Below are 24737 nucleotides of genomic sequence, written 5' to 3'. Positions count from 1 at the left end.
TCCGGATCAGGTCATTCCCATGCCCAGTCCCTGATCTCGGGCATGTCCTCGCCGTAACGCGCGATATACTGCTTATGATCCACCAGCTTTTCCTGCAGCTGCTGGGTGAAATGCGCGGCCCGCACCGCTAGGCCCGGGATCCGCCGCACGACTTCCATGGCGAGGTGGTACCGGTCGAGACCGTTCAGCACGGTCATGTCGAAGGGCGTGGTGGTCGTGCCCTCCTCGATATAACCGCGGACATGCAGGTTGTGATGGTTGGTGCGCCGGTATGTCAGCCGGTGAATGAGCCAGGGATAGCCGTGATAGGCAAAGATGATCGGACGGTCGCGGGTGAAGATCTGGTCGAACCGCGCGTCGCTGAGGCCGTGCGGATGGAAAATCTCGGGCTGCAGCGCCATCAGGTCGACGACATTCACGACCCGCAGCTTCAGTTCCGGGAACTGCCGGCGCAGCAGCGTCACGGCGGCCAACGTCTCAACCGTCGGAATGTCGCCGGCGCAGGCCAGCACGGCATCCGGCTCGCCGCCGTCGTCACTGCTGGCCCAGCGCCAGATACCGAGTCCCGCCGTGCAATGGCGGATCGCCGCGTCCATGTCGAGCCACTGCCGCGCGGGCTGCTTGCCGGCGACGATCACGTTGATGTAGTCGCGGCTGCGCAGGCAGTGATCCGCGACCGACAGCAGCGTATTCGCATCCGGCGGCAGATAGACGCGGACCACATCGGCCTTCTTGTTGACCACATGGTCGATGAAGCCCGGGTCCTGGTGGCTGAAGCCGTTATGGTCCTGCCGCCAGACATGGGAGGTCAGCAGGTAATTGAGCGAGGCGATCGAGCGGCGCCAGGGCACCTCCTTCGAGACCTTCAGCCATTTGGCATGCTGGTTCACCATCGAATCGACGATATGGGTGAAGGCTTCGTAGCAGGAGAAAAAGCCGTGCCGCCCGGTCAGCAGATAGCCCTCCAGCCAGCCCTGGCAGATCTGCTCGTTCAGCACCTCCATGATGCGGCCATCGGGCGAGAGATCGATGTCATCGGGGTCGCCCTCGGCGACGAAAGTCTTCGCCGAGGCTTCGAATAGGGCGGTGAGCCGGTTCGAAGCGGTCTCGTCGGGTCCGAAGACGCGGAAGTTGCGGGTCTCCTCGTTCGCCTTCATCACGTCGCGCAGGAAAGTGCCGAAGACACGGGTGGCTTCGGCGGTCGCGGCGCCGGGCTTCTCGACGGGAACCGCATAGCTGCGGAAATCCGGAAGCCGGAGGTCGCGCAGCAGCAGCCCGCCATTCGCCGCCGGATTGGCGCTCATGCGCCGCGGCCCCCTCGGCGCCAGCGCGGCCAGTTCCGGTTTCAGCCGGCCATCGGCGTCGAACAGTTCCCCGGGCCGGTAGCTCCTCAGCCACTGCTCGAGAATGCGGAGATGCTCCGGATGGTCCGCCAGGCCCGACAGCGGCACCTGGTGCGAGCGCCATGATCCCTCGGTCTTCCGGCCGTCGACGGTTTTCGGTCCGGTCCAGCCTTTCGGCGTGCGCAGGATGATCACCGGCCAGACCGGCCGTTCGACCCTGCCCTCTGACCGCGCGCGGCTCTGGATCGCCCGGATCTCGTCCATGCAGCGGTCGAGCGTGGCCGCCATGGCCTGATGCATGGCGGCGGGATCCTCGCCCTCGACGATATGCGGCTCATAGCCGTAGCCGCGGAACAGGGCCTCCAGCTCATGGCGGGGAATCCGCGCCAGTATGGTGGGATTGGCGATCTTGTAGCCGTTCAGATGCAGGATCGGCAGCACCGCGCCGTCCGTGGCGGGATTGAGAAACTTGTTCGAATGCCAGCTGGCGGCGAGCGCGCCGGTTTCCGCCTCGCCGTCGCCCACCACGCAGGCGACGATCAGATCGGGATTGTCGAAGGCCGCGCCGAAGGCGTGCATCAGCGAATAGCCGAGCTCGCCGCCCTCGTTGATCGAGCCGGGAATATCGGCACCGACATGGGAGGAGATGCCGCCGGGAAACGAGAACTGGGTGAACAGCTTCTTCATCCCGGCAGCATCCTGCGAGACCTCCGGGTAGAGTTCCGAGTAGGTGCCCTCGAGCCAGGTATTCGCGACGATTCCGGGTCCGCCATGGCCGGGACCGGTGACATACAGCATGTTCAGATCGTCGCGGACGATGATCCGGTTGAGATGGACATAGATGAAATTGAGCCCCGGCGTCGTACCCCAGTGGCCGAGCAGGCGCGGCTTCACATGGTCGAGCGTGAGCGGCTCGCGCAGCAGCGGATTGTCCATCAGGTAAATCTGGCCGACGGACAGATAATTGGCTGCCCGCCAGTAGGCATCCATGCGCGCCAGCAGTTCCGGCTCCAGCTTGCTCATTCCCGTCTCCCTTCTGCCGCCCGGGACTCCTGCAGCATGTCGAACATTGCCCGGGCGATCATGACTTCCTCGTCCGTTCGGAACACGTGGACGCCGACCCTGCCGGCCTCGGGAGAGATTCTCTCCTCTCCCGCCGTGTTCCGCCGGTGATCGATTTCGATGCCGAGAAATCCGAGCCCGGAGCAGATCCGTGCCCGGATCTCGGGCGCGTTCTCGCCGATGCCGCCGGAAAAGATCAGCGTATCGATGCCGCCCAGGGCGGCGGCATAGGCTCCGATGCATTTGCGGATCTCGTAGCAGTAGACCGCGACCGCTTCGGCGGCCCTTTCATCCTTCTTTGCCAGCGCGAGAAGATCGGCCATGTCCGCGGTGGTCTCGGACAGACCGAGAAGTCCCGACTGGCCGGCCAGCAGCCGGTGAACCTCGGTCGCCGCGAGCCCTTCCCGCGCCACCAGATACTCGACGATGCCGGGATCGATGTCGCCGCTGCGCGTTCCCATCGGAATGCCCGAATTGGGCGTGAACGACATCGTCGTATCGCGGCTGCGGCCGCCAGACACCGCGGCCAGGCTCGACCCGCTTCCGAGATGCGCAAGGATAATCCTTCCGCCGGCTGCCTCGGGTCCGGCCTGACGCCGGAACCTGTCCATCAGATAGGCGTAGGACAATCCATGATAGCCATAGCGGTGGATGCCCTGCGCGGCGAAACGGCGGGGAATGGGAAGCAGGCGGGCTTCGGTCGGCAGCGCCGCATGGAAGGCCGTGTCGAAGCAGACGATCTGCGGCAGGTTCAGATCCGCCAGCAGGCGCTCGATCAGCGCGATGGCCGCAGGCATGTGGTCCGGCGCGAAAAAGGCATACCGGCGAAGGTCTTCCAGCAATGCAGGCGAAAGCCACTCCGGCACGCTGTGCTCCGGCCCCCCGCTCACCACCCGATGACCGATCGCGACGATGTCGTCCAGAGCAAGGTTGGCGCGCAGCCAACCCAGCAGGAATCCGACCGGGTCGGCATGCGGCGGCACGGGCGTGACGCCGGGCCGGTTCTCCCCCTCCCGGCGCACCGAAAGCGTGGTGCCTGGCTGGCCGAGGCGGCGCAGGGCGCCGCGCGCCAGTTCGCAGGGCGGATCGCCGCGCCGGAACAGCGCGAACTTGATGCTGGAGGATCCGGCATTGAGGGCGAGGACCGTCTCTTCCGTCATGTCGCGTGCGCCCTGCATCCGTTGTCTGTGGAAACTGCCATGCGATGGCTCAGGCCATCCTCCCGCCGCGCCGCGGCGTCTTCGCCGGTGGCACCGGACCGGTTCAACCGCGGGAGGTCCGGGATGTTTCACCGGATTCCGCAGCATTCTGCGTCCCGCCATCCGGACATTCATTGATCCCGATCAAGGTCCCGTGATCTAAAACAGGGGATTAGATCGGCGCGTCCGCCGGCGCGGATGCAAGGCCTTTGAGGATACATGTTAAAACTACGCCGCATCGCCATCGATACGCACCGCGAGAGCATCGCCTACCTGAGTCGCCACTGCACCCAGTACCGTGTCGAGGAATTCCAGGCCCTGGCGAAAATCCATGTCTGCGCCGACGGACGCCAGATTCCCGCCACGCTTAACATCGTCGACGACGACGCCATTCTCGCGCCCGAGGAGCTGGGGCTCTCAGAAGAAGCATTCCGGGTCCTCGGTGTGCCGGCCGGCACGCTTGTGCGCATCGAACACCCGAGGCCGGTGGAGAGCATTGCCGCGGTCCGCGCCAAAATCCAGGGACGGATTCTGACGGCCGAAGAATACGGAGCCGTGATCCGCGACATCGCGGCGCTCCGTTACAGCAAAATGGAGGTTGCGGCCTTCCTGGTGGCCTGCGCCGCCTTCATGACCGCCGAAGAGGTGCTGTATCTCACCCGGGCCATGTCGGCGGTCGGGCAGCGGCTCGACTGGGGCGACCGGCCGGTGGTGGACAAACACTGCATCGGCGGCATCCCCGGAAACCGCACCTCCATGATCGTCGTCCCCATCGTGATGGCGCATGGCCTTACCATCCCCAAGACGTCATCGCGGGCAATCACCTCACCGGCGGGAACGGCGGATACGATGGAAGTCCTGGCGCGCGTGGACATCTCCATTGACGAGATGCGCGACATCGTGGAACGGATCGGCGGCTGTCTCGTCTGGGGCGGCAACGTCAATCTGTCGCCCGCCGATGACGTAATGATCACCGTCGAGCGGCCGCTCTCGATCGACACGCGCGAGCAGATGGTGGCCTCCATCCTGTCCAAGAAGATCAGCGCCGGATCGAAATACCTCGTGCTGGACATGCCGGTCGGGCCGACGGCAAAGATCCGGGACTACCAGGACGCCGCGAGGCTGCGGAAGCTGTTCGAATATGTCGCCGGAGAAACCGGCCTGAAGCTGGATGTGCGGATTACCGATGGAAAGCAGCCCATCGGAGTGGGCGTCGGGCCGGTGCTGGAAGCGAGGGATGTGCTTGCCGTGCTGCGCAACGATCCGGATGCACCGGTCGACCTGCGCGAGCGGGCCATCCTGCTCGCCGGCGCCGTTATCGAGAGCGACCCGGATGTGCGCGGCGGGCAGGGCATCCATCGCGCGCGCGAGCTGCTGGACAGCGGCGAGGCCATGCGCGCCATGGAACGCGTCATCCTCGCGCAGGGCCCCCATGACGTGCCGCTGGAACCGAGCCCGATCGCCTATGAAGTCACCGCCGAAAGCGATGCCGTCGTGGCGGGAATCGACTGCCTGCGGATCGCCCGGATGGCCCGCATTGCCGGAGCGCCGATGTTCAAGAATGCCGGGGTCCACCTGCTGAAGAAGACCGGGGACGCGGTGCGGAAGGGCGAGCCCCTCTATCGCATCCATGCCGGACTTGCCGCCGATCTCGGCTTTGCCGCCGATCTGGCGGCGCAGGACCATGGCTACCGACTGTCCGGTGCCGGCGCATGACCGTCACGCTGACGATCCACGGAGCGGCCGGCACGGTCACCGGCTCCTGCTACCGTCTCGACATCGGCGGGAAAAGCATTCTCGTCGATTGTGGCATGTTCCAGGGCGACAAGACCCTCAAGGAACTCAATTACAAGCCCTGGCCGTTCGATCCGCGGGGGATCGATGCCGTGCTGCTGACGCATGCCCATATCGACCATAGCGGTCTGATCCCGAAGCTGGCGAAGGCCGGCTTTGCCGGTCCGATCCATGCGACCCCGGGAACCTGCGACCTCCTGCGCTTCATGCTGCCGGATTCCGGCGGCATCCAGGAAATGGAAGTCGAGCGGCTCAACCGGCGCAACCAGCGCCGCGGCCGAAGCGTCGTGCTGCCCATCTACACGCAGCAGGACGCCGTGGACAGTCTGCGCCTGCTGTCGCCCCGCGACTACGACGCCTGGTTCGAGGTCATTCCCGGCCTGCGCGCCCGATTCTGGAATGCGGGACATATTCTCGGCTCGGCATCCATCGAGTTCGAGGTTGCCGAGCCGGGTGGCGCGCCGTTGCGGCTGCTGTTCTCCGGCGATGTCGGCCCCGAACACAAGGCGCTGCAGAACGAAGCATCCGGCCCGAGCGGCCTGGATCTCCTCGTGATGGAAGCGACCTATGGCGGCCGCCGGCGGCCGCGGCTGGACGACCGCGCGCGCCGCGCGGTTCTGGCGGAAGAAGTCAACCGGGCGCTCGCCGCGGGCGGCAATCTCATCATTCCCGCCTTCGCGGTGGAACGGACGCAGGAACTGCTGGCAGACCTGACCCGGCTGTTCGCGGAGAAAGCGGTGCGCCGCGTTCCGATCTTCATCGACTCGCCGCTGGCCACCCGGGTTACCGAGGTCTTTGCCCGGTACCTGCACAGGGAAGAGACCCCGGCCTCCGGCGGCAAGCCGTTCTCCGGCAGCAGCATCCGCTTCACCCGCACGATGCAGGAAAGCATGCAGATCGAGCAGGTGACCGGCGGAGCCATCATCATCGCCGCGTCCGGCATGTGCGAAGCCGGCCGGGTCCGGCATCACCTCAAGAACAACCTATGGCGGCCGAATGCGACCGTCCTGCTGGTCGGCTACCAGGCGCCGGGCACCCTGGGCGCGCTGCTGGAACGCGGCGAGGGCGCCGTGCGCATCCAGGGCGACGATATCAGCGTCCGCGCCAGCATCCGCAAGCTGGAGATCTATTCCGGACATGCCGATCACGAGGAGCTGCTCGACTGGCTGCGCGAACGGCTGCCGGTCCGCCTCGGCCTGTTCCTCACCCATGCCGATCCGGAAGCGACGGCAGCTTTACGCGCGGATATTGCGCGCTGGGGCGACAAGGCGCCCAGAATCTTCGAACCGAAGCTCGACCAGGTCTATACCATCGAGCGCAACAGGATCCGGGCGGTGAAACTGCCGCCCACCGCGAAGCGACTCGACCGCTATGCCGAGGCGGCGGCGGTAGCCGGCCATGATTGGCATAACGACTATGCCAGGCTGATGCTGCTGATCCAGCAGGAGCTCCGGAAGGCCGAGTCCGACGCCGAGCGTCGCCGGCTGCTCAAGAAGATGCACCGCCTGATCGGCCAGCGTTAGCAGTCTTCGGACCGGATCGCATTCGCAACCAGGGCCGCGACCGACATCGCGTTGCTGCCATGGGGCACCGTGTCGGTCGATACGACCCGCGTCATCGCCGCTCGAAGCCGGTCGAAGGCACCTTCGGCGAAGATCGCATGTACCACGGCGCAGACCGGCTTGCGGAAGCCGGCCGCCACGAGGCGCGCGGCGGCCTCGGCCGCCGTGTGGCCCGTGGACACGATGTCGTCGATCAGCACCGGCTGGCGATCCCGGAATTCACCGACATCCGGCAACGCAATCTCCACCTCCCGGTCGCCCTTGCGCGACTTGGACAGAACGAAGAAGGGCGCCCCGCAGCGGTCGGCAACATCCGCGACCCACTGCCGGCTTTCCTCGTCGGGCCCCACGATCACCGGGGCAGGCACGCTATCCGCGATCCAGGTGGCGATGACGGGAGCAGACGGAATGGCGCAGGTGGTGATGCGATAGATGTCCGCCAGGCTGGCATAGCGATGCAGATGCGGATCGACCGTGATCAGCTGGTCGAAGCGCTTCGAAATGAGTCGCGCGAAGCTGCGCGAGGTGACGGCCTCGCCCTGCCGGAACTGCCGGTCCTGCCGCATGTAGGCGAGATAAGGCGCCACCAGCGTGACCCGCGCGCAGCCCAGATCCCGACAGGCATCCGCGGCAAAGATCAGCGGCAGGAACTGCGGATCCGGGTTCGCCAGCGTGCAGACCAGCGCCACGTCCCGGTCCGTGACATTGGAGAGGATGCGGATGAGGGACTCACCGTCGGGAAACCGGTGCAGGTCCAGACGGCCGAGCTCGAAACCCGGAAAGCCGGCCAGTCGGGCCGCAAAATCCTCGTTTCCGGGCAGCGGGATGATCAGGGTCATGGGAGCTCCTCGGCTAAAGCGTCATCGTGGCCGGATACAGCCGTGAACTCAACGATTTATGCCGGTTTTCCGCCGCATGGTTGATCCGGATCAATGACAGATGGCAACCTTGCCCGGATAATCAATTTCATAACCGCCGAATGGAAAACCCATGCTCCGCGATATCCTCGTCTATGCCGATGGCCGGGCTGAAGCACAGCACCGGCTGAACTATGCCGCCGGTCTGGCCAGGGATCACCAGGCCCATCTGACCGCCCTGCATATCCGGCACCCGCCCTTCATCCCGGCCGATGTGATGGGGACCGGAGTCGCCGACACGGTGATCCAGGTACAGCGTGAGGCCCAGGAAGAGCAGGCGAAGGCGGCCAGGAAGATGGTCGACGCCACGGCGGGCAGATTCGGCATCAACATCGAATGGCGGGATGTCGAAGGCGATATCGACAACACGCTGGTGGCCCATGGCTATTACAGCGATCTTGTCGTCATCGGGCAGCGGCAGACCGGGCTCGACCTCGAGCCGCCCTACAGTCCGGATCCGGGCAGAACCATCGTGACCGCCGGCCGACCGGTGATCGTCTTCCCCCGCGACCGCGAGGTGAAGACCGTTGGCCGCAACATTCTCATTGCCTGGAAGGCATCGGCACCCGCGGCACGCGCCGTGTCGGATGCGCTGCCGCTGCTGCGTCAGGCCAGGGAAGTGACCGTCATGGAAGTCACCGAGGATGCGGTGTCTCGCCGAATCATCGGCGCGGATATCGCGACGCATCTCTCACGCCAGGGCGTCACGCTGGCCGTGGAGCCGTTCATTGCCTCTGCGGCCGATGCCTTCCCGCTGATCCAGACCCGCGCCATGGATCTTGGCGTCGACATGATCGTCATGGGCGGCTACGGCTATCCCAGGCTCTGGGAGATCATGCTCGGCGGGGTGACGCGCCGGATGCTGCAGGAACTCTTCGTCCCGGTGTTCTTTTCCCATTGACGTCAGGTGCGCGTCACCAGCAGGAATGCCAGATACAGCAGATAGGCGATTACGAACAGCGTCCCTTCGACGCGCGATATCTGCCGGCCGGAAAGAAAAACCGGCACGCAGACCATCGCCACACCCGCCATGACGGGGATGTCGATCCGGATCAGTTCCGGCGTGACCGGTATGTCAGCCGGCGTCACCGCCGCAGTGGCACCGAGGATGAACAGGATGTTGTAGACGCTGCTGCCCAGCAGATTGCCGATGGCAATGTCCCGCTCCTTTTTCAGCGTGGACAGGATCGTGGTCACGAATTCCGGCGCAGAGGTGCCGATCGCGACGATAGTCAGGCCGATGAAGGCGTCGGTGACGCCCCAGATGCGGGCGAGCGTAACGGCGCTGTCGACGAGCCAGTCGGCGGCCACCACGATCACGGCGATGCCGACGAGCAGGGTGACCGTGCTGCGTGCAATGCCCGCCCGACTGCTCCGGATCCGTTCCGGTACATTGTATTCCTCGGCAAAGCGGATCTTGACCATCCGGCTTTCCTGCCGCGCCAGTATGACGACCACCGCCGTGTAACCGCATCCCCCCAGCAGCAGCAGGATGCCTTCGGTGCGGGTCAGGGCGCCGTCAAATGCCATGACCAGCATGGCCAGCGCACTCACGACCATTACCGGCAGATCCATCCGGATCGTCTCCATGCGGAGCGCAAGCGGGCGGATCGCCGCGCTGAGGCCAAGGATCAGGAGGACGTTCACGGTATTCGTGCCGGCGATGTTGCCGATCGCCAGCGCCCCCGCTCCCTGGAGCGCGGCCTCGATGCCCACCGCAAGCTCCGGCGCGCTCGTACCCACCGCCACCACGGTCAGGCCGATCAGGATCGGGCGAATGCCGAGCTGACCGGCAAGCGTGCTGCCGCCACGGGTAACCAGCTCGGCTCCAAGCACCAGGATGAGGAGTGCCGCCAGGCAGGTTGCGAGGGCCATGATCATTGGTCAAACTTAGGGGACGGGCCGTCCCGGACGCCAGTGCATTTTCAAAGCATGGGTGCCGGCCATCGGCTCTCGCATTCAGATCGGAGTGTCAAAGTGACCGAGGCAAGCTGGACGAAAGGTCCGCCGAAGAAACTGCTGCTCGCCACGGATCTGAGCGCCCGCTGCGACCGCGCCACGGACCGTGCCGCCTTGCTGTCCCGGCAGTGGCAGGCGCCGTTGCATGTCCTCCACGTGCTGAACCCGGCGGAGCGGTTCATCGAGCAACGGCAACTGGACGACCTGCCGAGCTGGCGCCGGCCACGTGACCGCAAGGCCCTTGCCGAGGCGCGTCTGCGCCGCGACCTGGCCGGCCACCTGGACCATTTCACGCTGACGGTTGCCGAAGGCGACCCGGCTGCGATGATCGACGAGGTTGCCCGAACGGAAGGCTGCGACCTGATCATTACCGGCATCGCCCGGGACGAAACCCTCGGCCGCTACTTCCTCGGCGCGACGGTCGACCGCCTGATTCGCCGCGCGACGGTGCCCGTACTCGTCGTGAAAGCGCGGGCCAGGTCCTATCAGGAAATCGTCATTGCCACCGACTTCTCCGAATCCTCCCGCCATGCGCTCAACGCGGCGGCGGCCTTCTTCCCGGATACGACGCTGACCCTGTTCCACGCCTTCGACGTTCCGATGGCAGCATTTCTCGACGACGCCGGATTGCAGGACCAGTTCCGCACAATGGGGCAGCAGGCCTGCGACAGGTTTCTGGCTCAATCCGCTCTTGGCGAAGACCGGAAGCGCGCCGTGACGACCCTGGTCGAATACGGGCGCCCCGAGATCATGATCCGAGCCTATATGGAAGACCGCGGCGCCGGCCTCGTCTGCCTGGGCAGCCATGGCCGGAGCGGCATACTCGATGTTCTGATCGGAAGCACGGCCAGGAAAATCGTCGAATTTTCTCCCGGCGATGTGCTTCTCGTCCGCGAACCGCGTGCGGCGCTGATCGGCCGGAATGCCGACGGAGACGCATAGGGATGGATGCGGATCGTGGCGATCCCGTCTGGCATGCCCTGCCCGCCGGTGCCGTTCTGGCGCAGCTGGCAGCAAACGATCAGGGCCTGCCGGAGGCCGAGGCCGCGGCGCGACGCCAGCGCTACGGACTGAATGAGATTCCCGCGGCCAGGGGACGGTCGGCGCTCTGGCGGTTCCTCGCCCAGTTCAACAATGTCCTGATCTACTTCCTGCTGCTGGGTGCGGCGGCGGCACTAGTGCTCGGGCATCTCGTCGATGCCGGCGTGATCATCGCCCTCGTGATCGTGAATGCGGTCATCGGCTTCATTCAGGAGGGCCGCGCGGAACAGGCCCTGGACGCGATCCGGCAGATGATCGCTCCCCAGGCAACGGTGCTGCGCGAGGGGCGGCGCGAAGCCGTCGCGGTGCGCGATCTCGTTCCGGGCGACGTCGTCCTTCTCGAGGCCGGCGACCGGGTGCCTGCCGATCTGCGCCTGCTGCGCGCCAGGCGCCTTCTGGTCGAGGAAGCGGTGCTGACGGGCGAATCGGTGCCCGCGGAAAAGCATGAGCAGGCCGTCGGCCCGGAAACGCCGCTGGGCGACCGGCGGAACATGGCCTTCTCCGGCACCCTTGTGGCGGCGGGCCAAGGTATCGGCGTGGTGGTGGAAACCGGGATCCGCACGCAGATCGGCCGGATCAGCTCGCTGCTGCAGAAAGTGGAGCCGCTGAGCACGCCGCTGCTGCGCCAGATCGACCGTTTCGCCAAGCGGTTTACCTGGGTTGTGCTGGCCGGCGGCGCGGCCCTGTTCACCTTCGGCGTTCTGGTCCGCGATCTGGACTGGGTCGAGATGCTCATCGCCGTGGTGGCCCTCGCGGTGGGCATCGTCCCGGAGGGCCTGCCGGCGGTGATCACCATAACTCTTGCCATCGGCGTGCGGCGCATGGCGATGCGTAATGCCGTGATCCGCAAACTGCCCGCGGTGGAAACCCTCGGCGCGACGACGGTGATCTGCACCGACAAGACCGGCACCCTGACCCGCAACGAAATGACGGCACGGCGGATCATCATCGGAGACCGGCAGATTCTGGCGAGCGGTTCGGGCTATGCGCCCGAAGGCGAACTGTCCGACCAGCTCACCGGAGACCGGCCCGCCATCGATCCCGCGCTGACCGATCTGCTTCGCTGCGGCCTGCTGTGCAACGACGCGCAGCTCGCCGCCGCCGACGGGCATTGGCATGTGAACGGCGATCCCATGGAAGGCGCCCTGCTGGCGCTCGCCATGAAGGCAGGCCTCGATCCGGCCGAAATCCGGGAAGCCTGGCCGCGAATCGACGAGATTCCGTTCGATCCCGCCTACCGGTTCATGGCGACGCTGCATCGGACGCCGTCGGGCGAAGCGGTCATATTCATCAAGGGCGCGGCGGAAGCCCTGTTGGGGCGGGCCGGCTCCATCGATACGGACGCCTGGGCCGAGCATATCGCCGCTGCGGGTGCCCAGGGCGAGCGGGTTCTTGCCTTCGGCATGAAGACGCTGCCGGACGCGCCGGAGCGGCTGCAGTTCAGCGACGTGGCGGATGGAATCGCGTTTCTCGGCCTGATCGGATTCATCGATCCCCCGAGACCGGAAGCCAGGGAGGCGATCCGGCAGTGCCGTTCGGCGCGCATTGCGGTCAAGATGATCACGGGCGACCACGCCGCCACGGCCGCTGCCATCGCCCGTCAGCTGGACATCGCGGACGATCCGCAGGTCGCGACCGGCGCCGATCTCGACCGGCTGTCGGATGCCGAGCTGCAGCAGGCGGTCGAGCGCATCGCCGTCTTCGCGCGCACCAGCCCCGAGCACAAGCTGCGCATCGTGCAGGCCCTGCAGAAGAACGGCCATATCGTGGCGATGACGGGCGACGGCGTGAATGACGCACCGTCCCTCAAGCAGGCCGCGGTCGGAACGGCGATGGGAATCAAGGGCACGGAAGCGGCGAAGGAAGCGGCCCAGATGGTGCTGCTGGACGACAATTTCGCCTCCATCGTGCGCGCGGTGAGCGAGGGCCGCACGGTCCACGACAACATCCGAAAGGTGATTGCCTGGGAAATTCCGACCAACGGTGCGGAAACCGTTGCCGTGGTGCTGGCGATCCTGCTGGGCTTCAGCCTTCCGATGACGGCGACCCAGATCCTCTGGGTAAACCTGATCCTGACGGGAACGCTGGGACTGGTGCTTGCATTCGAGCCGCCCGAGCCCGGCGTGATGCGCCGGCCGCCGCGCGCCGCCAACGCATCGCTGCTTTCGCCCTTCCTGCTCTGGCGGGTCATCATCGTCTCGGTATTGCTGGCCGCCGCCGCGCTCGGGCTCTTCTTTTATGCCCTGAATACCGGCCGCGACGTGGAGACCGCGCGCACGATGGTGGTCAACATGTTCATCGTCGGCGAGATTTTCTACCTGTTCAACGTGCGTTACCTGCACATGACCTCGCTGACCCTGCGCGGGCTGCTCGGCACGCCGATCGCGCTTGGGGCGATCGCCATCCTCGTCGTGGCCCAGCTCGCCTTCACCTATGCGCCCTTCATGCAGGCGGTGTTCGGAAGCCGGCCGCTGCTGCTCCAGGACGGTGCACTGATCATAGGCATCGGCTTCGGCCTGATGCTGCTACTCGAAGGGGAAAAAATCCTGCTGCGGCATCTCGGCTGGTTCGACGAGCTCAGGAACGGCGAGGACGAGGATTGATTCCCAGAATCCGGATTGCCAAAAGGGATTTTCGGCATACCGTCTTCTGTACGGATTCCCAGGCCAGCCGATGCCCTCTCCCCATCCTGACGCGCAGATCGACAAAAACCTGATCGACATCCTGAGCGAGCTTGAGCGCAAGGTGCTCTGGCTCTCCACCTGGATGATCCACAACGCCAATCATCTGCGGGAGAAGCCGGACGGCCTGAAGGTCGGCGGCCACCAGGCCTCCAGCGCCTCGCTCGCGACGATCATGACGGCGCTGTATTTCCATGCCCTGCGGCCCAGCGACCGCGTGGCGGTGAAACCGCATGCCAGCCCGGTCTTTCATGCCATCCACTATCTGATGGGCCGCCAGAGCCGCGAGAAGCTGGAAGCCTTCCGCGGCTACAAGGGCGCGCAATCCTATCCGTCGCGCACCAAGGACACCGAGGACGTCGACTTCTCCACCGGCTCGGTGGGCCTGGGCGCAGCGCAGACGATCTTTGCCAGTCTGGTGCAGGATTACCTGAAGGCCCGCGGCTGGGCGCGCGACCTGCCGGAAGGGCGCATGGTCGCCCTGATCGGCGACGCCGAAATGGATGAGGGCAACATTTTCGAGGCCCTGCTGGAAGGCTGGAAACAGGGCCTGCGCAATACCTGGTGGATCATCGACTACAACAGGCAGAGCCTGGATGCGGTGGTGCGCGAGGGCCTTTACGACCGGCTGGAAGCGCTGTTCCGCGCCTTCGGCTGGGAGATCGTGACGCTCAAATACGGCCAGCGGCTGGAATCGGCCTTCCGCGAACCCGGCGGCGAGAAGCTGCGGCAGTGGATCGATTCCTGCCCGAACCAGCTCTATTCCGCGCTCACCTTCCAGGGCGGCGCAGCCTGGCGCCGGCGGCTGCTGGAGGATCTCGGCGACCAGGGCGAGATCAACGCGCTGCTCGAGCGGCGCAGCGATGACGAGCTCGCGCAGCTGATGACCAATCTGGCGGGCCATGACCTGCCGACCCTTCTGGAGGCGTTCGCGCACCGGACGGACGACCGCCCGGTGGTTTTCCTTGCCTACACGGTCAAAGGCTTCGGCCTGCCACTGGCGGGTCACAAGGACAATCACGCCGGCATGCTGACACCGGCGCAGATGGACGGCTTCCGCCAGATGATGGGCATCCGGCCGGGGCATGAATGGGACAGATTCGAGGGCCTGAGATATGATGAAGCGGCTCTGTCCCGCTTCATTTCGGAGGTACCCTACAACCGGCTGAAGCAGCGCCGCCGGCAGGCCGAGGTGATTCCGATCCCGGACTCCCTGCCCGCGCCGCAGCAGCCCGAGATGTCGACACAGCAGGGCTTCGGCCTGATTCTCAACGAGATCGCGCGGTCATCGGAGGGCTTTGCCGACCGCATCGTCACCACCGCGCCGGACGTGACCGTCTCGACCAATCTCGGGCCCTGGGTCAACCGTCGCGGTCTTTTCGCCCAGGAGGCAATGGCGGATCTGTTCCGCAAGGAGAAGATCCCTTCCACCTTCACCTGGGAGTTCTCGCCCAAGGGGCAGCATCTGGAACTCGGCATCGCCGAGATGAACCTGTTCACGCTGCTCTCCGCGCTCGGCCTGTCGCATTCGCTGTTCGGCGAGCGGCTGCTGCCGATCGGCACGCTGTATGATCCCTTCATCTGCCGCGGCCTGGATGCGCTGAACTATGCCTGCTACCAGGATGCCCGCTTCATCGTCGTCGCAACGCCATCGGGCGTGACCCTAGCGCCGGAAGGCGGCGCGCATCAGTCGATCTCAACGCCGCTGATCGGCATGGCGCAGGACGGACTCGCCTCCTTCGAGCCGGCCTATGTGGACGAACTGGCTGTCATCCTGCGCTTTGCCTTCGATTACCTGCAGCGCAACGGCGAGGGTCAGCCGAACGAGCGCAACTGGCTGCGCGACGAAATCGGCGGCTCGGTCTATCTGCGGCTCTCGACCCGCAGCCTGGAGCAGATCCGCCGCGACATGACGCCGGACCTGCGCCACGGCATCGTTGACGGCGCCTACTGGCTGCGCCCGCCGGGCCCCAATACCGAAATCGTGATCGCCTATTCCGGCGCCGTGGCGCCCGAGGCCATCGAAGCCGCCGGCATGATCGGCGAGGCGCGGCGCGAAGTGGCGGTCCTCGCCATCACCTCGGCCGACCGGCTGAATGCCGGCTGGGCGGCCGCGCAACGCGTGCGGGAACGTGGTCTGGTTCATGCCCGCAGCCATATCGAGCGGCTGCTTGCCGGGCTGCCGGCGCATTGCGGCATCGTCACCGTCCTGGACGGCCATCCTGCGACCCTGGCGTGGCTGGGAGCCGTTCACGGGCACCGGGTCCGGTCGCTCGGCGTGGAGCATTTCGGCCAGACCGGCACGATTGGCGACCTTTACCGCCATTATGGCTTGGACGCGCAGGCCATTGCTGCCGCCGCGCAGGCCCTGGTGCCGGGCCGGCCGGTGCGGCGCCTGCACGCAATCTGACGGGAACCCCCAGCAACTCCCGGGGGTTACATTCGGGTGTAGCCCCGCCGTCACATGAGTTGCTGATGAAAGTCCTGGTTCTTGAAGACGACGAATTGCTCGCCAGCCTGCTGGCCGAAGAGCTCTCCGAGGCTGGCTACGAGGTGCTCGGCCCGGCCGAAACGGTTGCCGGTGCCTTCGGCATCATTGCCCAGGGGCAGATGCCGGACTTGGCCCTGGTCGATATCCGGCTGCGCTATGGCAGCCGCGGGACCGAATTCGTGAAGGAAGCGCGAGAGCGTTTCGACTTCCCCTGCATCTTTGTCAGCGCCGAGGCGAGCGAAGCCTTCCTCCACCGTCATCTGGCGCTAGGCTATATCGGCAAACCTTATCCGCCGGCGCATATCGTCGAATGCGTCGCCATGGCCGAAGAGATGATCGAGGGCAGGCAACCCGAGCGGATTCCCGAGGGCTTTCACCTCTTCGCCTGACCGGATTCAGGCAATCAGCTGGAGGAACCGCGCGAGTCCCTCGGACAGCGGCCCGTCATTTTCGCAGACCACGACGTCGTCACCGTTGGACAGATCGGCTGGAACCGCGCGCTGAAGCCGGGCGGCGATTTCCGCCTCGGTTTCGCGGCCGCGCTGCCGCAGGCGCGCGGCGATCACGGCCGGAGCGGCCGTGACGTGAACGATGCGGAGAGCGTGATACTGCCGTCGCGCCGCATCGAGTATGGCGCGGGACGCATTCACCACGACCTTCCGCTCCTGCCGCAGATCCTCGTCGATGTCGCGGGAAATGCCGTAATGCAGCCCATGTGCCGACCAGTGCAGGGCGAATCGCGACTGCCGCTGCAATTCCAGAAACTCTGCCTCGGACACCGCGATGTAATCCTCGCCCCCCAGCCCCGGCGGGCGCGTGATGATGCGGCGGGGAAACACAATGTCGTCGCGACCGGCCAGAGCCCTGCGCGCTCCGTCCAGCAGGCTGTCCTTGCCGACTCCGCTGGCGCCGACCACCAGAATCAGGCGCCCGCCAGGCAGATCGGCCGGATGGCGCAGAGACACGCCGTCCTCCTCTCCCATGATCAGGTCTGCTCTTTTGCCAGCATGGCTTCGACGCGCTGCCGCAGCTGGTCCTTGTGAAAGGGTTTGCGAAGGATCTGGAAGCCCTCCCGCAGGGCAACCTCGCTCGCCTCGCTGTAGCCGGTGGTGAGCAGGACGGGAAGCGAAGGAATGCGCTGGCGGATCGTGCGGGCAAGTTCGATGCCGTCGATGTCGCCGGGCATCACGATATCCGAGAAGACCAGATCGAAATCGCGGTCCTTCTCCAGGATGGCGAGCGCCGCCGAGGCATTCGGGGCCTGCACCACGCCATAGCCGAAATCCTCGAAATTGGCGGCATTGATCTCCGCCACATCGGGATTGTCTTCCACCAGCAGAACCCGGCGCGCGGGACCGGCGGGGCGCGGCGGCGGGGCATCCGGCCCCGGCGCGGCGGTGACGTCCTCCGTGCTGCGGGGCAGATAGATGAGGATCTCCGTCCCCATCCCCTGCCTGCTGATCGCCACCGCCGTACCGCGGGCCTGGGTGGCAAAGCCATAGACATGGCTCAGGCCGAGGCCTGTGCCCTTGCCAATGTCCTTCGTGGTGAAGAAGGGTTCGAAGATCTTCCCGAGCAGCCGTTCGGGTATGCCATGGCCGGTATCATGCGCGGAGAGGACGACGAAATCGCCGCGGATGCCGTTCGGCCCTTCCTTGATGGTCTCGTTGCGCGCCGTCAGCGTGAACCGCCCGCCTTCCGGCATGGCGTCGCGTGCATTGACGGCAACATTGATCAGCGCGAGTTCCAGTTCGGTCGGATCGATCTTCACCGGCCAGAGATCATCCGGCACCTCTGCCGAAAATGCGATATTGCCGCGCAGCGAGCTTTTCAGCGTGTCGCTGATTCCCGGCATGAGATCGGCCAGCCGGACGACGACCGGCAGAACAGGCTGCAGGCGCGAAAAGGTCAGCAGCTGGCGAGTCAGCTTCTCGCCGCGCTCGGCGGCGCGGGCGATCGCCTGCACGTAACGCCGGAACTTCTCCGGCATCTCCAGCTTGCCCAGACGGTCCGCGCCGCCGGAAATGATCATCAGCAGATTGTTGAAGTCGTGCGCCACGCCGCCGGTGATCTGGCCGATTGCCTCCAGCCGCTGACCCAGGCGCAGGCGCTCCTCGGCGGCATTGCGCTGCGCCACCTCCTGCCGCAGGCGCACCAGTGCAGCCTCCTCCGCCTGCGCCCGGCGGATGGACAGCCAGGAGAACAGCAGCAGGACCAGCGCGGCCACTGTGGTGATGATGCCGTAAACCGCCAGATTGTCATGCCACACCCCCAGTATCGCCGAGCGGTCGAGACCGAAGCCGACATAGACCGGGTGCGGGAAGACGCGGCGCAGATGGCCCAGTCTCTCGACGCCATCGATGGGTGATATGCCCTGGAAGGCATCACTGCTGCCAGCCTCGGCGATGCTGCGCAGCAGCGCGACCTGCTCGGGCCCCGGCGGGTCACCGCTGACTTCCGGATGCCGGGCCAGAATCTTGCCGTCATTGCGGATCAGAATCGCCAGATGCCCCGTCTTCGGCACGGCCTCGGCATAGAAGCTCTCGAAATAGGCCGAGCTGAGAGCAACGTGAACCGTGCCGTCGAAGCCGTCGCGACCCGGCCGCCGCCGACTGACGGCAAACGACGGCGTATGGGTTGCCCGGCCGGTGAAGGGCCCGCTGACATACGTTCCCACATCGCGCTCGACATGAACCGCAAAGAACTCCCGGTCGGCGATGGAGATGCTGCGATCCCAGTCGCGGCTGCCGGCCCGGACGAACCCGTCGCGATCGGCGATCCATATCGACACGATCTGGTCGAAGCGGGCATTCAGTGCCCGCAGCCGGCGACTGGTTTCCGGTGCGGCGATCTCGTCCCAGGACTTGTTTCCGGTTTCCGCCTCGACGAGGTCAAGGACGAGTTCGACCGTATCGAAGACCTTGCGGGCATGCTCATGCATGATCGCGGTGGTGCGCAGAACCGTCTGCCGGCCATCGGCGCGGACGTCGCGGTAATTCAGCCATGCAGCACCGGAAAACAGGGCGAGGGGTATCGCGACGGAGGCTACAACCAGCAGCTTGTGGATCAGCGGCTTCATTGTCCCGAGCCTAGCCTCACCTTCACCCTAACGGCAATTGCCCGATTCAGGGCGAAAGACTTCTCGGCCCGCTCAGGTATCGGCTGCCGCGCAGATAGAAGCGGAGCGGGCGGTCGATTTCGCGGCTGATGCCAATCCGCACGCTGACGCCGATTGCGTCGGGTGCAACCGCTTCGCGTATATCTGCGCCCAGCCACAACGGTCCGCTGCGGCAGAGATCGATGCCGTTCAGCGCCGACCCGATTGCCATCGCCTGGCAAAGCCGGCCGGGTCCCGCGGCAATGACGCGCTCGCTGGCACCCGGCCGGTTCCTCGCCATAAGATCGATGCCGAGGACCGGTTCAACGGCGCGGATCAGAACGCCTGCCCCGACGCCCGCGTGCTCACTGGAGACATTCAGCATCTGCCACATGCCGTAGGTGAAATAGACATAGGCATGGCCGCGCCGGAGAAAGAGCGCGGCATTGCGCTCCGTCCTGCCCTTGAAGGCATGACAGCTGGCATCGCCGACCGGATAGGCCTCCGTCTCGACGATTCTGCCCGCCATCGCGCCGTCAGCAACGACGCGGACGACGCTCTTGCCGATCAGGTAGCGGGCCAGGGCGGCGGTGTCGGCCGGCAATTCGGCGCGACGCAGCGGGCGCGGAATGGAACGAGCCATAAATTTGTTTGTAGCGCGAGGGCGGATTCGGGGGAACGGATGGCCCGGCCGGACGTTACCCATTGGTCTGCAAAAGCAGCTGTGCCCCCTCAACCGGGGCCGGAGGTGTGCCATGTCCGATCAACCCGCACTGCCGCGCCGCGACTTCCTCCGGACTCTGGGCACCGTGTCCACGGCCGCCGCTGCCGCTGCCGTGATCCCCGTCACCGCGGGCGACGCCCAGGCCTATAACCCGGGCCAGGAGGAAACCCGCGCCCGTTACCAGCCCGACAGTCCCGATGTGCAGGCCTTCTACCGCACAAACGGCTACGAGACGCTGAAGAAGTGAGGGCCGGGCCATGCTGATCAAACGCAGTGCCACGCGCGAAAATTCCGGAAAACCGCAGCGATTCATGTTTGCCGGCTCGCCAGCTGCGGCGCCGCTCGACCGTCGCAGCTTCCTGCGGCGCTCCGGCCTCGCCGCGGGCGGCCTGGCGGCCTTCGCCAGCCTGCATCCCGGGGCGGTGAAACCCGCCAGGGCGATTGTTGGCCCCGACCCGAAGGCGGAGATCACACGCCGCAAGAATATCTGCACCCATTGCTCGGTCGGCTGCACGGTGATCGCCGAAGTGCAGAACGGCGTCTGGACCGGCCAGGAGCCGGGCTGGGAAAGCCCGATCAACCGCGGCACCCATTGCGCCAAGGGCGCCTCGATCCGCGAGATCGTGCATGGCGAGCGGCGGCTGAAATACCCGATGAAGATGGTCAACGGACAGTGGCAGCGGGTGTCCTGGGACCAGGCGATCGACGAGATCGGCGACAAGCTGCTGCAGATCCGCGAACAGAGCGGCGCCGACGCCGTTTCCTGGCTGGGATCGGCCAAATTCACCAACGAAGCCGCCTACCTGATGCGCAAATTCGCGGCCTTCTGGGGCACCAACAGCGTCGATCACCAGGCCCGCATCTGCCACTCCACGACGGTGGCCGGCGTCGCCAATACCTGGGGTTATGGCGCACAGACCAATTCCTACAACGATCTGCGCAATGCCAAGACGATGCTGATCCTGGGCGGCAACCCGGCCGAGGCGCACCCGATCGCGATGCAGCATGTGCTGGCCGGCAAGGAGATCAACCGCGCCAATCTGGTCGTCATCGACCCGCGTTTCACCCGCACGGCGGCGCACGCCACGATGTATATCCGCATCCGCCCCGGCACCGACATCCCGCTGCTGATGGGCATCATGTGGCATGTCGTGAAGAACGGCTGGGAAGACAAGGAGTATATCCGCCAGCGCGTCTACGGCATGGACCAGGTAATCAGGGAAATCGAGAAATATCCGCCCGACGAGGTCGAGCGGATCACCGGCGCCAGCGGCGAGCAGTTGCGCCGCGTTGCCGAGATGATGGCCAAGGAAAAACCGGCGACGCTGATCTGGTGCATGGGGCAGACCCAGCACACGGTTGGCACCGCCAATGTGCGGGCTTCCTGCATCACGCTGCTGCTTACCGGCAATGTCGGCAAGCCGGGCACCGGCGCCAATATCTTCCGCGGCCACACCAACGTGCAGGGCGCGACGGATCTGGGCCTCGATGTGACCAGCCTGCCGCTCTATTACGGCCTGACCGAAACGGCATGGCGCCACTGGGCGCGCGTCTGGGAAGTCGATTACGAGTGGCTGCAGAACCAGTTCGACGAGGTACCGGCCAAGGGCGGGCGCAAGGCCCGCACGCGCAAGGAAAACATGGCTGTGCCGGGCATCACCTCGACGCGCTGGTTTGATGCCGTGCTGCTGCCGGACGAGGAGATCGACCAGCGCAGCCCCATCCGCGCCCTTCTCATCATGGGCCATGGCGGCAACACGGTGGCCCGCATCCCCGAGGCCGTGAAGGGCATGGAGAAGCTTGACCTCGTGGTGGTGGTCGACCCGCATCCGACCTCCTTCGCGTCGATGTCGGAGCGCAAGGACAATTTCTACCTGCTGCCGGCCTGCACCTCGCTGGAGATGGAGGGCAGCCGCACGGCATCCAACCGTTCGCTGCAATGGGGCGAAAAGATCGTCGAGCCGGCCTTCGAGTCGAAGAACGACTACGAGATCATGTATCTGCTGGCCAAAAAGCTTGGCTATGCCGACATGATGTTCAAGAACATCAAGGTCGAGGACAACAAGCCTTCGGCGGAAGACCTGCTGCGCGAGATCAACCGCGGCGGCTGGTCCACCGGCTATTGCGGCCAGTCGCCCGAGCGGCTGAAGGCGCATATGCGCAATCAGAGCAAGTTCGACATCGTGACGCTGCGCGCGCCGAAGGAGGAACCGGAGATCGGTGGCGATTACTACGGCCTGCCCTGGCCTTGCTGGGGAAAACCCGAAATCCGCCATCCGGGTTCGGCCATTCTCTACAATACCGGTCTGCATGTGATGGATGGCGGCAGCCCGTTCCGGGCGCGTTTCGGTCTCGAGCGCGACGGCGAGACGCTGCTGGCCGAGGACTCGTTCACGGTCGGGTCCGAGCTGACCGACGGCTATCCCGAATTCACCATGGGCGTGCTGAAGAAGCTCGGCTGGGATCGCGATCTGACGCCCGAGGAGCGGGCGGTCATCGAAAGCATCGGCGGCAACAACGTCGACGGCGTTTCCTGGGCCATTGATCTTTCCGGCGGCATCCAGCGCGTCTGCATGCAGCATGGCGTGATGCATTACGGCAACGGCAAGGCCCGGGCCGTGGCCTGGAACCTGCCCGATCCGATCCCGGTGCATCGCGAGCCGATCTACTCGCCGCGTCCGGATCTGGTGGCGAAATACCCCACCCTGCCGGACGCACGGCAGTTCCGCATGCCCAATATCGGCTTCTCGGTGCAGAAAGCGGCAGTCGACCGCAACATCCCGAGAGAATTCCCGATCGTCCTGAGCAGCGGCCGCCTGGTCGAATACGAGGGCGGCGGCGAGGAAACGCGCTCGAACCGCTGGCTGGCGGAACTGCAGCAGGACATGTTCGTCGAGATCAATCCTGCCGACGCTGCCGAACGCGGCATCCGCGACGGGCAATGGGTCTGGGTCTACGGCGCGGAGAATTCCGCCAAGGCGCGGGTCAGGGCACTGGTCACCGAGCGCGTCGGCAAGGGCGTTGCCTGGATGCCCTTCCACTTTGCCGGCTTCTACCAGGGCGCGGACCTGCGCAGCCGGTATCCGCAGGGCGCCGATCCCATCGTGCTGGGCGAGAGCGTCAACACCATCACGACCTACGGCTACGACCCGGTGACCAACATGCACGAGACCAAGGCGACGCTCTGCCAGATACAACCGGCCTGAGCCGGAGGAGGCTGCGATGGCCCGTATGAAATTCCTTTGCGACGCCGATCGCTGCATCGAATGCAACGCCTGCGTCACCGCCTGCAAGAACGAGCATGACGTGCCCTGGGGCATCAACCGCCGCCGCGTCGTCACGCTGAATGACGGCAAGCCGGGCGAGCGTTCGATCTCGATGGCCTGCATGCACTGCACCGATGCACCCTGCGCCGCAGTCTGTCCGGTCGACTGCTTCTACAAGACCGACGACGGCGTGGTGCTGCATTCCAAGGACCTGTGCATCGGCTGCGGCTACTGCTTCTACGCCTGTCCGTTCGGCGCGCCGCAGTATCCGCAGGTCGGCAATTTCGGCAGCCGCGGCAAGATGGACAAATGCACCTTCTGCGCCGGCGGCCCCGAAGCCGATTCGTCGGAAGAGGAATACCGCAAATACGGCCGCAACCGTCTGGCCGAGGGCAAGCTGCCGCTCTGCGCCGAGATGTGCTCGACCAAGTCGCTTCTCGCCGGCGACGGCGAAGTGATCGCCGAAATCTACAGGATGCGGGTGACACAGCGCGGCTACGGCTCCGGCGCATGGGGCTGGCAGACCGCGTACAAGGAGAACGTCACCTGAGCTTCCAGGAGGAATGAGCATGATGCCGGTCCGCTGTCTGCGGAGACTTTCCGTCCTGCTGCTGACGCTGCTGCTTCTCGTGCCCGGCACCCTGCCGGCGCAGGAGGCGCAGCCGTCTCCCTCCGGCTCCAACCCGACCGCCATGTCCGCCAACGAGCAGCAGCTTCTGCAGGAGCTGGGCAAGCTGCAGGGCCGGGTCACGCTGCCCTATCAGCATGCCGGCGTGCTGCAGCAGCCCCAGGGGCGCAGTTACCAGATGTTCCACGAGGCATGGCTGCCCTGGATCGGGGCCATTCTCATACTTGCCACCATCGTCGCCCTGGCCGCCTTCTATGTGTATCGCGGCAGGATCCGTCTGCGCGAGGGCGAGCTGACCGGCCGCAAGATTCTCCGCTTCAACGCCTTCGAGCGCCTCACGCACTGGATGACGGCCACCTCGTTCATCGTGCTGGCGATCAGCGGCCTGAACTACATTTTCGGCAAGCGGCTGCTGATGCCGCTGCTCGGCGCCGATACCTTCGCCACCTGGTCGCAATGGGCGAAATACGCCCATAATTTCCTCGCCTGGCCCTTCATGCTCGGCATCATCCTGATGTTCGTCCTGTGGGTCAGGGACAACATCCCCGACAAATACGACATTCCGTGGTTCAAGGCGGGTGGCGGTCTGGTCGGGAACAGGGAACCGATCGCCGGCCGCTTCAATGCCGGACAGAAGCTCGTCTTCTGGTCCGTCGTGCTCGGCGGCATCCTGATGTCGGCCAGCGGCCTCATGCTGCTCTTCCCGCTTGCCCTCCTGGACGTGAACGGCATGCAGATCGCGCAGTACGTCCATGCCGGCGTGGGCATCGCGCTGATCGCCCTGATCCTGGGCCATATCTATATCGGTTCGATCGGGATGGAGGGCGCCTATGGCGCCATGGGAACCGGCGAGATCGACCTGTCCTGGGCCATGCGGCATCATCGCGCCTGGGTGGAGGAGCAGCGCGCGAAAGGCAGGATTGCCGTGCCGCCTGCGGACCGGCGCTCAGGCCGCGCCGCACCGGCGGAGTGA

The 24737-nt window shown here is 65.6% G+C and carries 18 protein-coding genes; 11 read left to right on the top strand and 7 right to left on the bottom strand.

Annotation, left to right across the window (positions count from 1 at the left end; genetic code table 11):
* Positions 1-11: 11 nt before the first annotated feature.
* Both VKZ87_RS09135 and VKZ87_RS09130 read right to left on the bottom strand, forming a co-directional pair.
* Complete coding sequence (locus VKZ87_RS09135) at positions 12-2366, bottom strand: phosphoketolase family protein (protein ID WP_324220942.1); 2355 nt, start codon at positions 2364-2366, stop codon at positions 12-14.
* On the bottom strand, positions 2363-3583 hold the full coding sequence (locus VKZ87_RS09130) for an acetate/propionate family kinase (RefSeq protein ID WP_324220941.1): 1221 nt from the start codon (positions 3581-3583) through the stop codon (positions 2363-2365). Before VKZ87_RS09130 ends, VKZ87_RS09135 begins: the two co-directional genes overlap by 4 nt.
* 240 nt (positions 3584-3823) lie before the next feature.
* On the opposite strand from VKZ87_RS09130, the gene VKZ87_RS09125 reads away from it, so the two are divergent.
* Positions 3824-5320, top strand: a complete 1497-nt coding sequence (locus VKZ87_RS09125) for a thymidine phosphorylase family protein (RefSeq protein WP_324220940.1) — start codon at positions 3824-3826, stop codon at positions 5318-5320.
* On the top strand, positions 5317-6921 hold the full coding sequence (locus tag VKZ87_RS09120; protein ID WP_324220939.1) for an MBL fold metallo-hydrolase: 1605 nt from the start codon (positions 5317-5319) through the stop codon (positions 6919-6921). Before VKZ87_RS09125 ends, VKZ87_RS09120 begins: the two co-directional genes overlap by 4 nt.
* On the opposite strand, the gene VKZ87_RS09115 is transcribed toward VKZ87_RS09120, so the two are convergent.
* Positions 6918-7799 carry a ribose-phosphate pyrophosphokinase gene (locus VKZ87_RS09115; protein WP_324220938.1) on the bottom strand — a complete coding sequence of 294 codons (882 nt, stop codon included), beginning with the start codon at positions 7797-7799 and terminating at the stop codon, positions 6918-6920. The genes VKZ87_RS09120 and VKZ87_RS09115 overlap by 4 nt on opposite strands.
* A gap of 151 nt (positions 7800-7950) precedes the next feature.
* On the opposite strand from VKZ87_RS09115, the gene VKZ87_RS09110 reads away from it, so the two are divergent.
* A complete protein-coding gene (locus VKZ87_RS09110; RefSeq protein WP_324220937.1) occupies positions 7951-8778 on the top strand; it encodes a universal stress protein in 828 nt (275 codons plus the stop codon).
* Positions 8779-8780: 2 nt separating this feature from the next.
* Here the strand turns inward: VKZ87_RS09110 and VKZ87_RS09105 are convergent, their stop codons facing one another.
* A complete protein-coding gene (locus VKZ87_RS09105; RefSeq protein WP_324220936.1) occupies positions 8781-9752 on the bottom strand; it encodes a calcium/sodium antiporter in 972 nt (323 codons plus the stop codon).
* Positions 9753-9809: 57 nt separating this feature from the next.
* Between VKZ87_RS09105 and VKZ87_RS09100 the strand changes: the two genes are divergently transcribed.
* The 4 genes from VKZ87_RS09100 to VKZ87_RS09085 all read left to right on the top strand — a co-directional run bounded on the left by VKZ87_RS09100 (position 9810) and on the right by VKZ87_RS09085 (position 16438).
* Positions 9810-10778, top strand: a complete 969-nt coding sequence (locus tag VKZ87_RS09100; RefSeq protein ID WP_324220935.1) for a universal stress protein — start codon at positions 9810-9812, stop codon at positions 10776-10778.
* Positions 10779-10780: 2 nt separating this feature from the next.
* A complete protein-coding gene (locus VKZ87_RS09095) occupies positions 10781-13480 on the top strand; it encodes an HAD-IC family P-type ATPase (protein ID WP_324220934.1) in 2700 nt (899 codons plus the stop codon).
* Between the two features lie 70 nt (positions 13481-13550).
* Positions 13551-15968, top strand: a complete 2418-nt coding sequence (locus VKZ87_RS09090) for a transketolase (RefSeq protein ID WP_324220933.1) — start codon at positions 13551-13553, stop codon at positions 15966-15968.
* Positions 15969-16033: 65 nt separating this feature from the next.
* Entirely contained in the window at positions 16034-16438 is a 405-nt protein-coding gene (locus tag VKZ87_RS09085; protein ID WP_324220932.1) for a response regulator, read from the top strand.
* A gap of 6 nt (positions 16439-16444) precedes the next feature.
* Here the strand turns inward: VKZ87_RS09085 and phnN are convergent, their stop codons facing one another.
* From phnN to VKZ87_RS09070, 3 genes are read right to left on the bottom strand one after another with little or no spacing between them, the layout of a single operon-like run.
* Positions 16445-17014, bottom strand: a complete 570-nt coding sequence (gene phnN, locus VKZ87_RS09080) for a phosphonate metabolism protein/1,5-bisphosphokinase (PRPP-forming) PhnN (RefSeq protein WP_324220931.1) — start codon at positions 17012-17014, stop codon at positions 16445-16447.
* 20 nt (positions 17015-17034) lie between these two features.
* Positions 17035-19128 (bottom strand): hybrid sensor histidine kinase/response regulator, encoded by a 2094-nt coding sequence (locus VKZ87_RS09075; protein WP_324220930.1) that lies wholly within the window; start codon positions 19126-19128, stop codon positions 17035-17037.
* Positions 19129-19174: 46 nt separating this feature from the next.
* Positions 19175-19789 carry a DNA-3-methyladenine glycosylase gene (locus VKZ87_RS09070; RefSeq protein ID WP_324220929.1) on the bottom strand — a complete coding sequence of 205 codons (615 nt, stop codon included), beginning with the start codon at positions 19787-19789 and terminating at the stop codon, positions 19175-19177.
* A 112-nt stretch (positions 19790-19901) separates the two neighbouring features.
* On the opposite strand from VKZ87_RS09070, the gene VKZ87_RS09065 reads away from it, so the two are divergent.
* From VKZ87_RS09065 to VKZ87_RS09050, 4 genes are read left to right on the top strand one after another with little or no spacing between them, the layout of a single operon-like run.
* Positions 19902-20117, top strand: coding sequence for a hypothetical protein (locus VKZ87_RS09065; RefSeq protein WP_324220928.1), 216 nt, complete (start codon positions 19902-19904; stop codon positions 20115-20117).
* Between the two features lie 10 nt (positions 20118-20127).
* Positions 20128-23076, top strand: a complete 2949-nt coding sequence (locus VKZ87_RS09060) for a formate dehydrogenase subunit alpha (protein WP_414655639.1) — start codon at positions 20128-20130, stop codon at positions 23074-23076.
* A 16-nt stretch (positions 23077-23092) separates the two neighbouring features.
* Positions 23093-23686, top strand: a complete 594-nt coding sequence (gene fdh3B, locus VKZ87_RS09055; protein ID WP_324220927.1) for a formate dehydrogenase FDH3 subunit beta — start codon at positions 23093-23095, stop codon at positions 23684-23686.
* 19 nt (positions 23687-23705) lie between these two features.
* The gene (locus VKZ87_RS09050; protein ID WP_324220926.1) at positions 23706-24737 is read left to right on the top strand and encodes a formate dehydrogenase subunit gamma; all 1032 of its coding nucleotides are present in this window, start codon (positions 23706-23708) and stop codon (positions 24735-24737) included.

It is taken from the genome of Ferrovibrio sp., from assembly GCF_035304305.1.
Lineage (GTDB): Bacteria > Pseudomonadota > Alphaproteobacteria > Ferrovibrionales > Ferrovibrionaceae > Ferrovibrio.
Note: the sequence above shows the minus strand (reverse complement) of the source record. Positions and strands in the feature narration are given on the sequence as shown.

What these genes read in the sequence shown, in the direction of transcription:
- VKZ87_RS09135 (WP_324220942.1), bottom strand. Translation starts at nt 2,366, where the DNA reads ATGAGCAAGCTGGAGCCGGAACTGCTGGCGCGCATGGATGCCTACTGG.
- VKZ87_RS09130 (WP_324220941.1), bottom strand. Translation starts at nt 3,583, where the DNA reads ATGCAGGGCGCACGCGACATGACGGAAGAGACGGTCCTCGCCCTCAAT.
- VKZ87_RS09125 (WP_324220940.1), top strand. Translation starts at nt 3,824, where the DNA reads ATGTTAAAACTACGCCGCATCGCCATCGATACGCACCGCGAGAGCATC.
- VKZ87_RS09120 (WP_324220939.1), top strand. Translation starts at nt 5,317, where the DNA reads ATGACCGTCACGCTGACGATCCACGGAGCGGCCGGCACGGTCACCGGC.
- VKZ87_RS09115 (WP_324220938.1), bottom strand. Translation starts at nt 7,799, where the DNA reads ATGACCCTGATCATCCCGCTGCCCGGAAACGAGGATTTTGCGGCCCGA.
- VKZ87_RS09110 (WP_324220937.1), top strand. Translation starts at nt 7,951, where the DNA reads ATGCTCCGCGATATCCTCGTCTATGCCGATGGCCGGGCTGAAGCACAG.
- VKZ87_RS09105 (WP_324220936.1), bottom strand. Translation starts at nt 9,752, where the DNA reads ATGGCCCTCGCAACCTGCCTGGCGGCACTCCTCATCCTGGTGCTTGGA.
- VKZ87_RS09100 (WP_324220935.1), top strand. Translation starts at nt 9,810, where the DNA reads ATGGGTGCCGGCCATCGGCTCTCGCATTCAGATCGGAGTGTCAAAGTG.
- VKZ87_RS09095 (WP_324220934.1), top strand. Translation starts at nt 10,781, where the DNA reads ATGGATGCGGATCGTGGCGATCCCGTCTGGCATGCCCTGCCCGCCGGT.
- VKZ87_RS09090 (WP_324220933.1), top strand. Translation starts at nt 13,551, where the DNA reads ATGCCCTCTCCCCATCCTGACGCGCAGATCGACAAAAACCTGATCGAC.
- VKZ87_RS09085 (WP_324220932.1), top strand. Translation starts at nt 16,034, where the DNA reads ATGAAAGTCCTGGTTCTTGAAGACGACGAATTGCTCGCCAGCCTGCTG.
- VKZ87_RS09075 (WP_324220930.1), bottom strand. Translation starts at nt 19,128, where the DNA reads ATGAAGCCGCTGATCCACAAGCTGCTGGTTGTAGCCTCCGTCGCGATA.
- VKZ87_RS09070 (WP_324220929.1), bottom strand. Translation starts at nt 19,789, where the DNA reads ATGGCTCGTTCCATTCCGCGCCCGCTGCGTCGCGCCGAATTGCCGGCC.
- VKZ87_RS09065 (WP_324220928.1), top strand. Translation starts at nt 19,902, where the DNA reads ATGTCCGATCAACCCGCACTGCCGCGCCGCGACTTCCTCCGGACTCTG.
- VKZ87_RS09060 (WP_414655639.1), top strand. Translation starts at nt 20,128, where the DNA reads ATGCTGATCAAACGCAGTGCCACGCGCGAAAATTCCGGAAAACCGCAG.
- fdh3B (WP_324220927.1), top strand. Translation starts at nt 23,093, where the DNA reads ATGGCCCGTATGAAATTCCTTTGCGACGCCGATCGCTGCATCGAATGC.
- VKZ87_RS09050 (WP_324220926.1), top strand. Translation starts at nt 23,706, where the DNA reads ATGATGCCGGTCCGCTGTCTGCGGAGACTTTCCGTCCTGCTGCTGACG.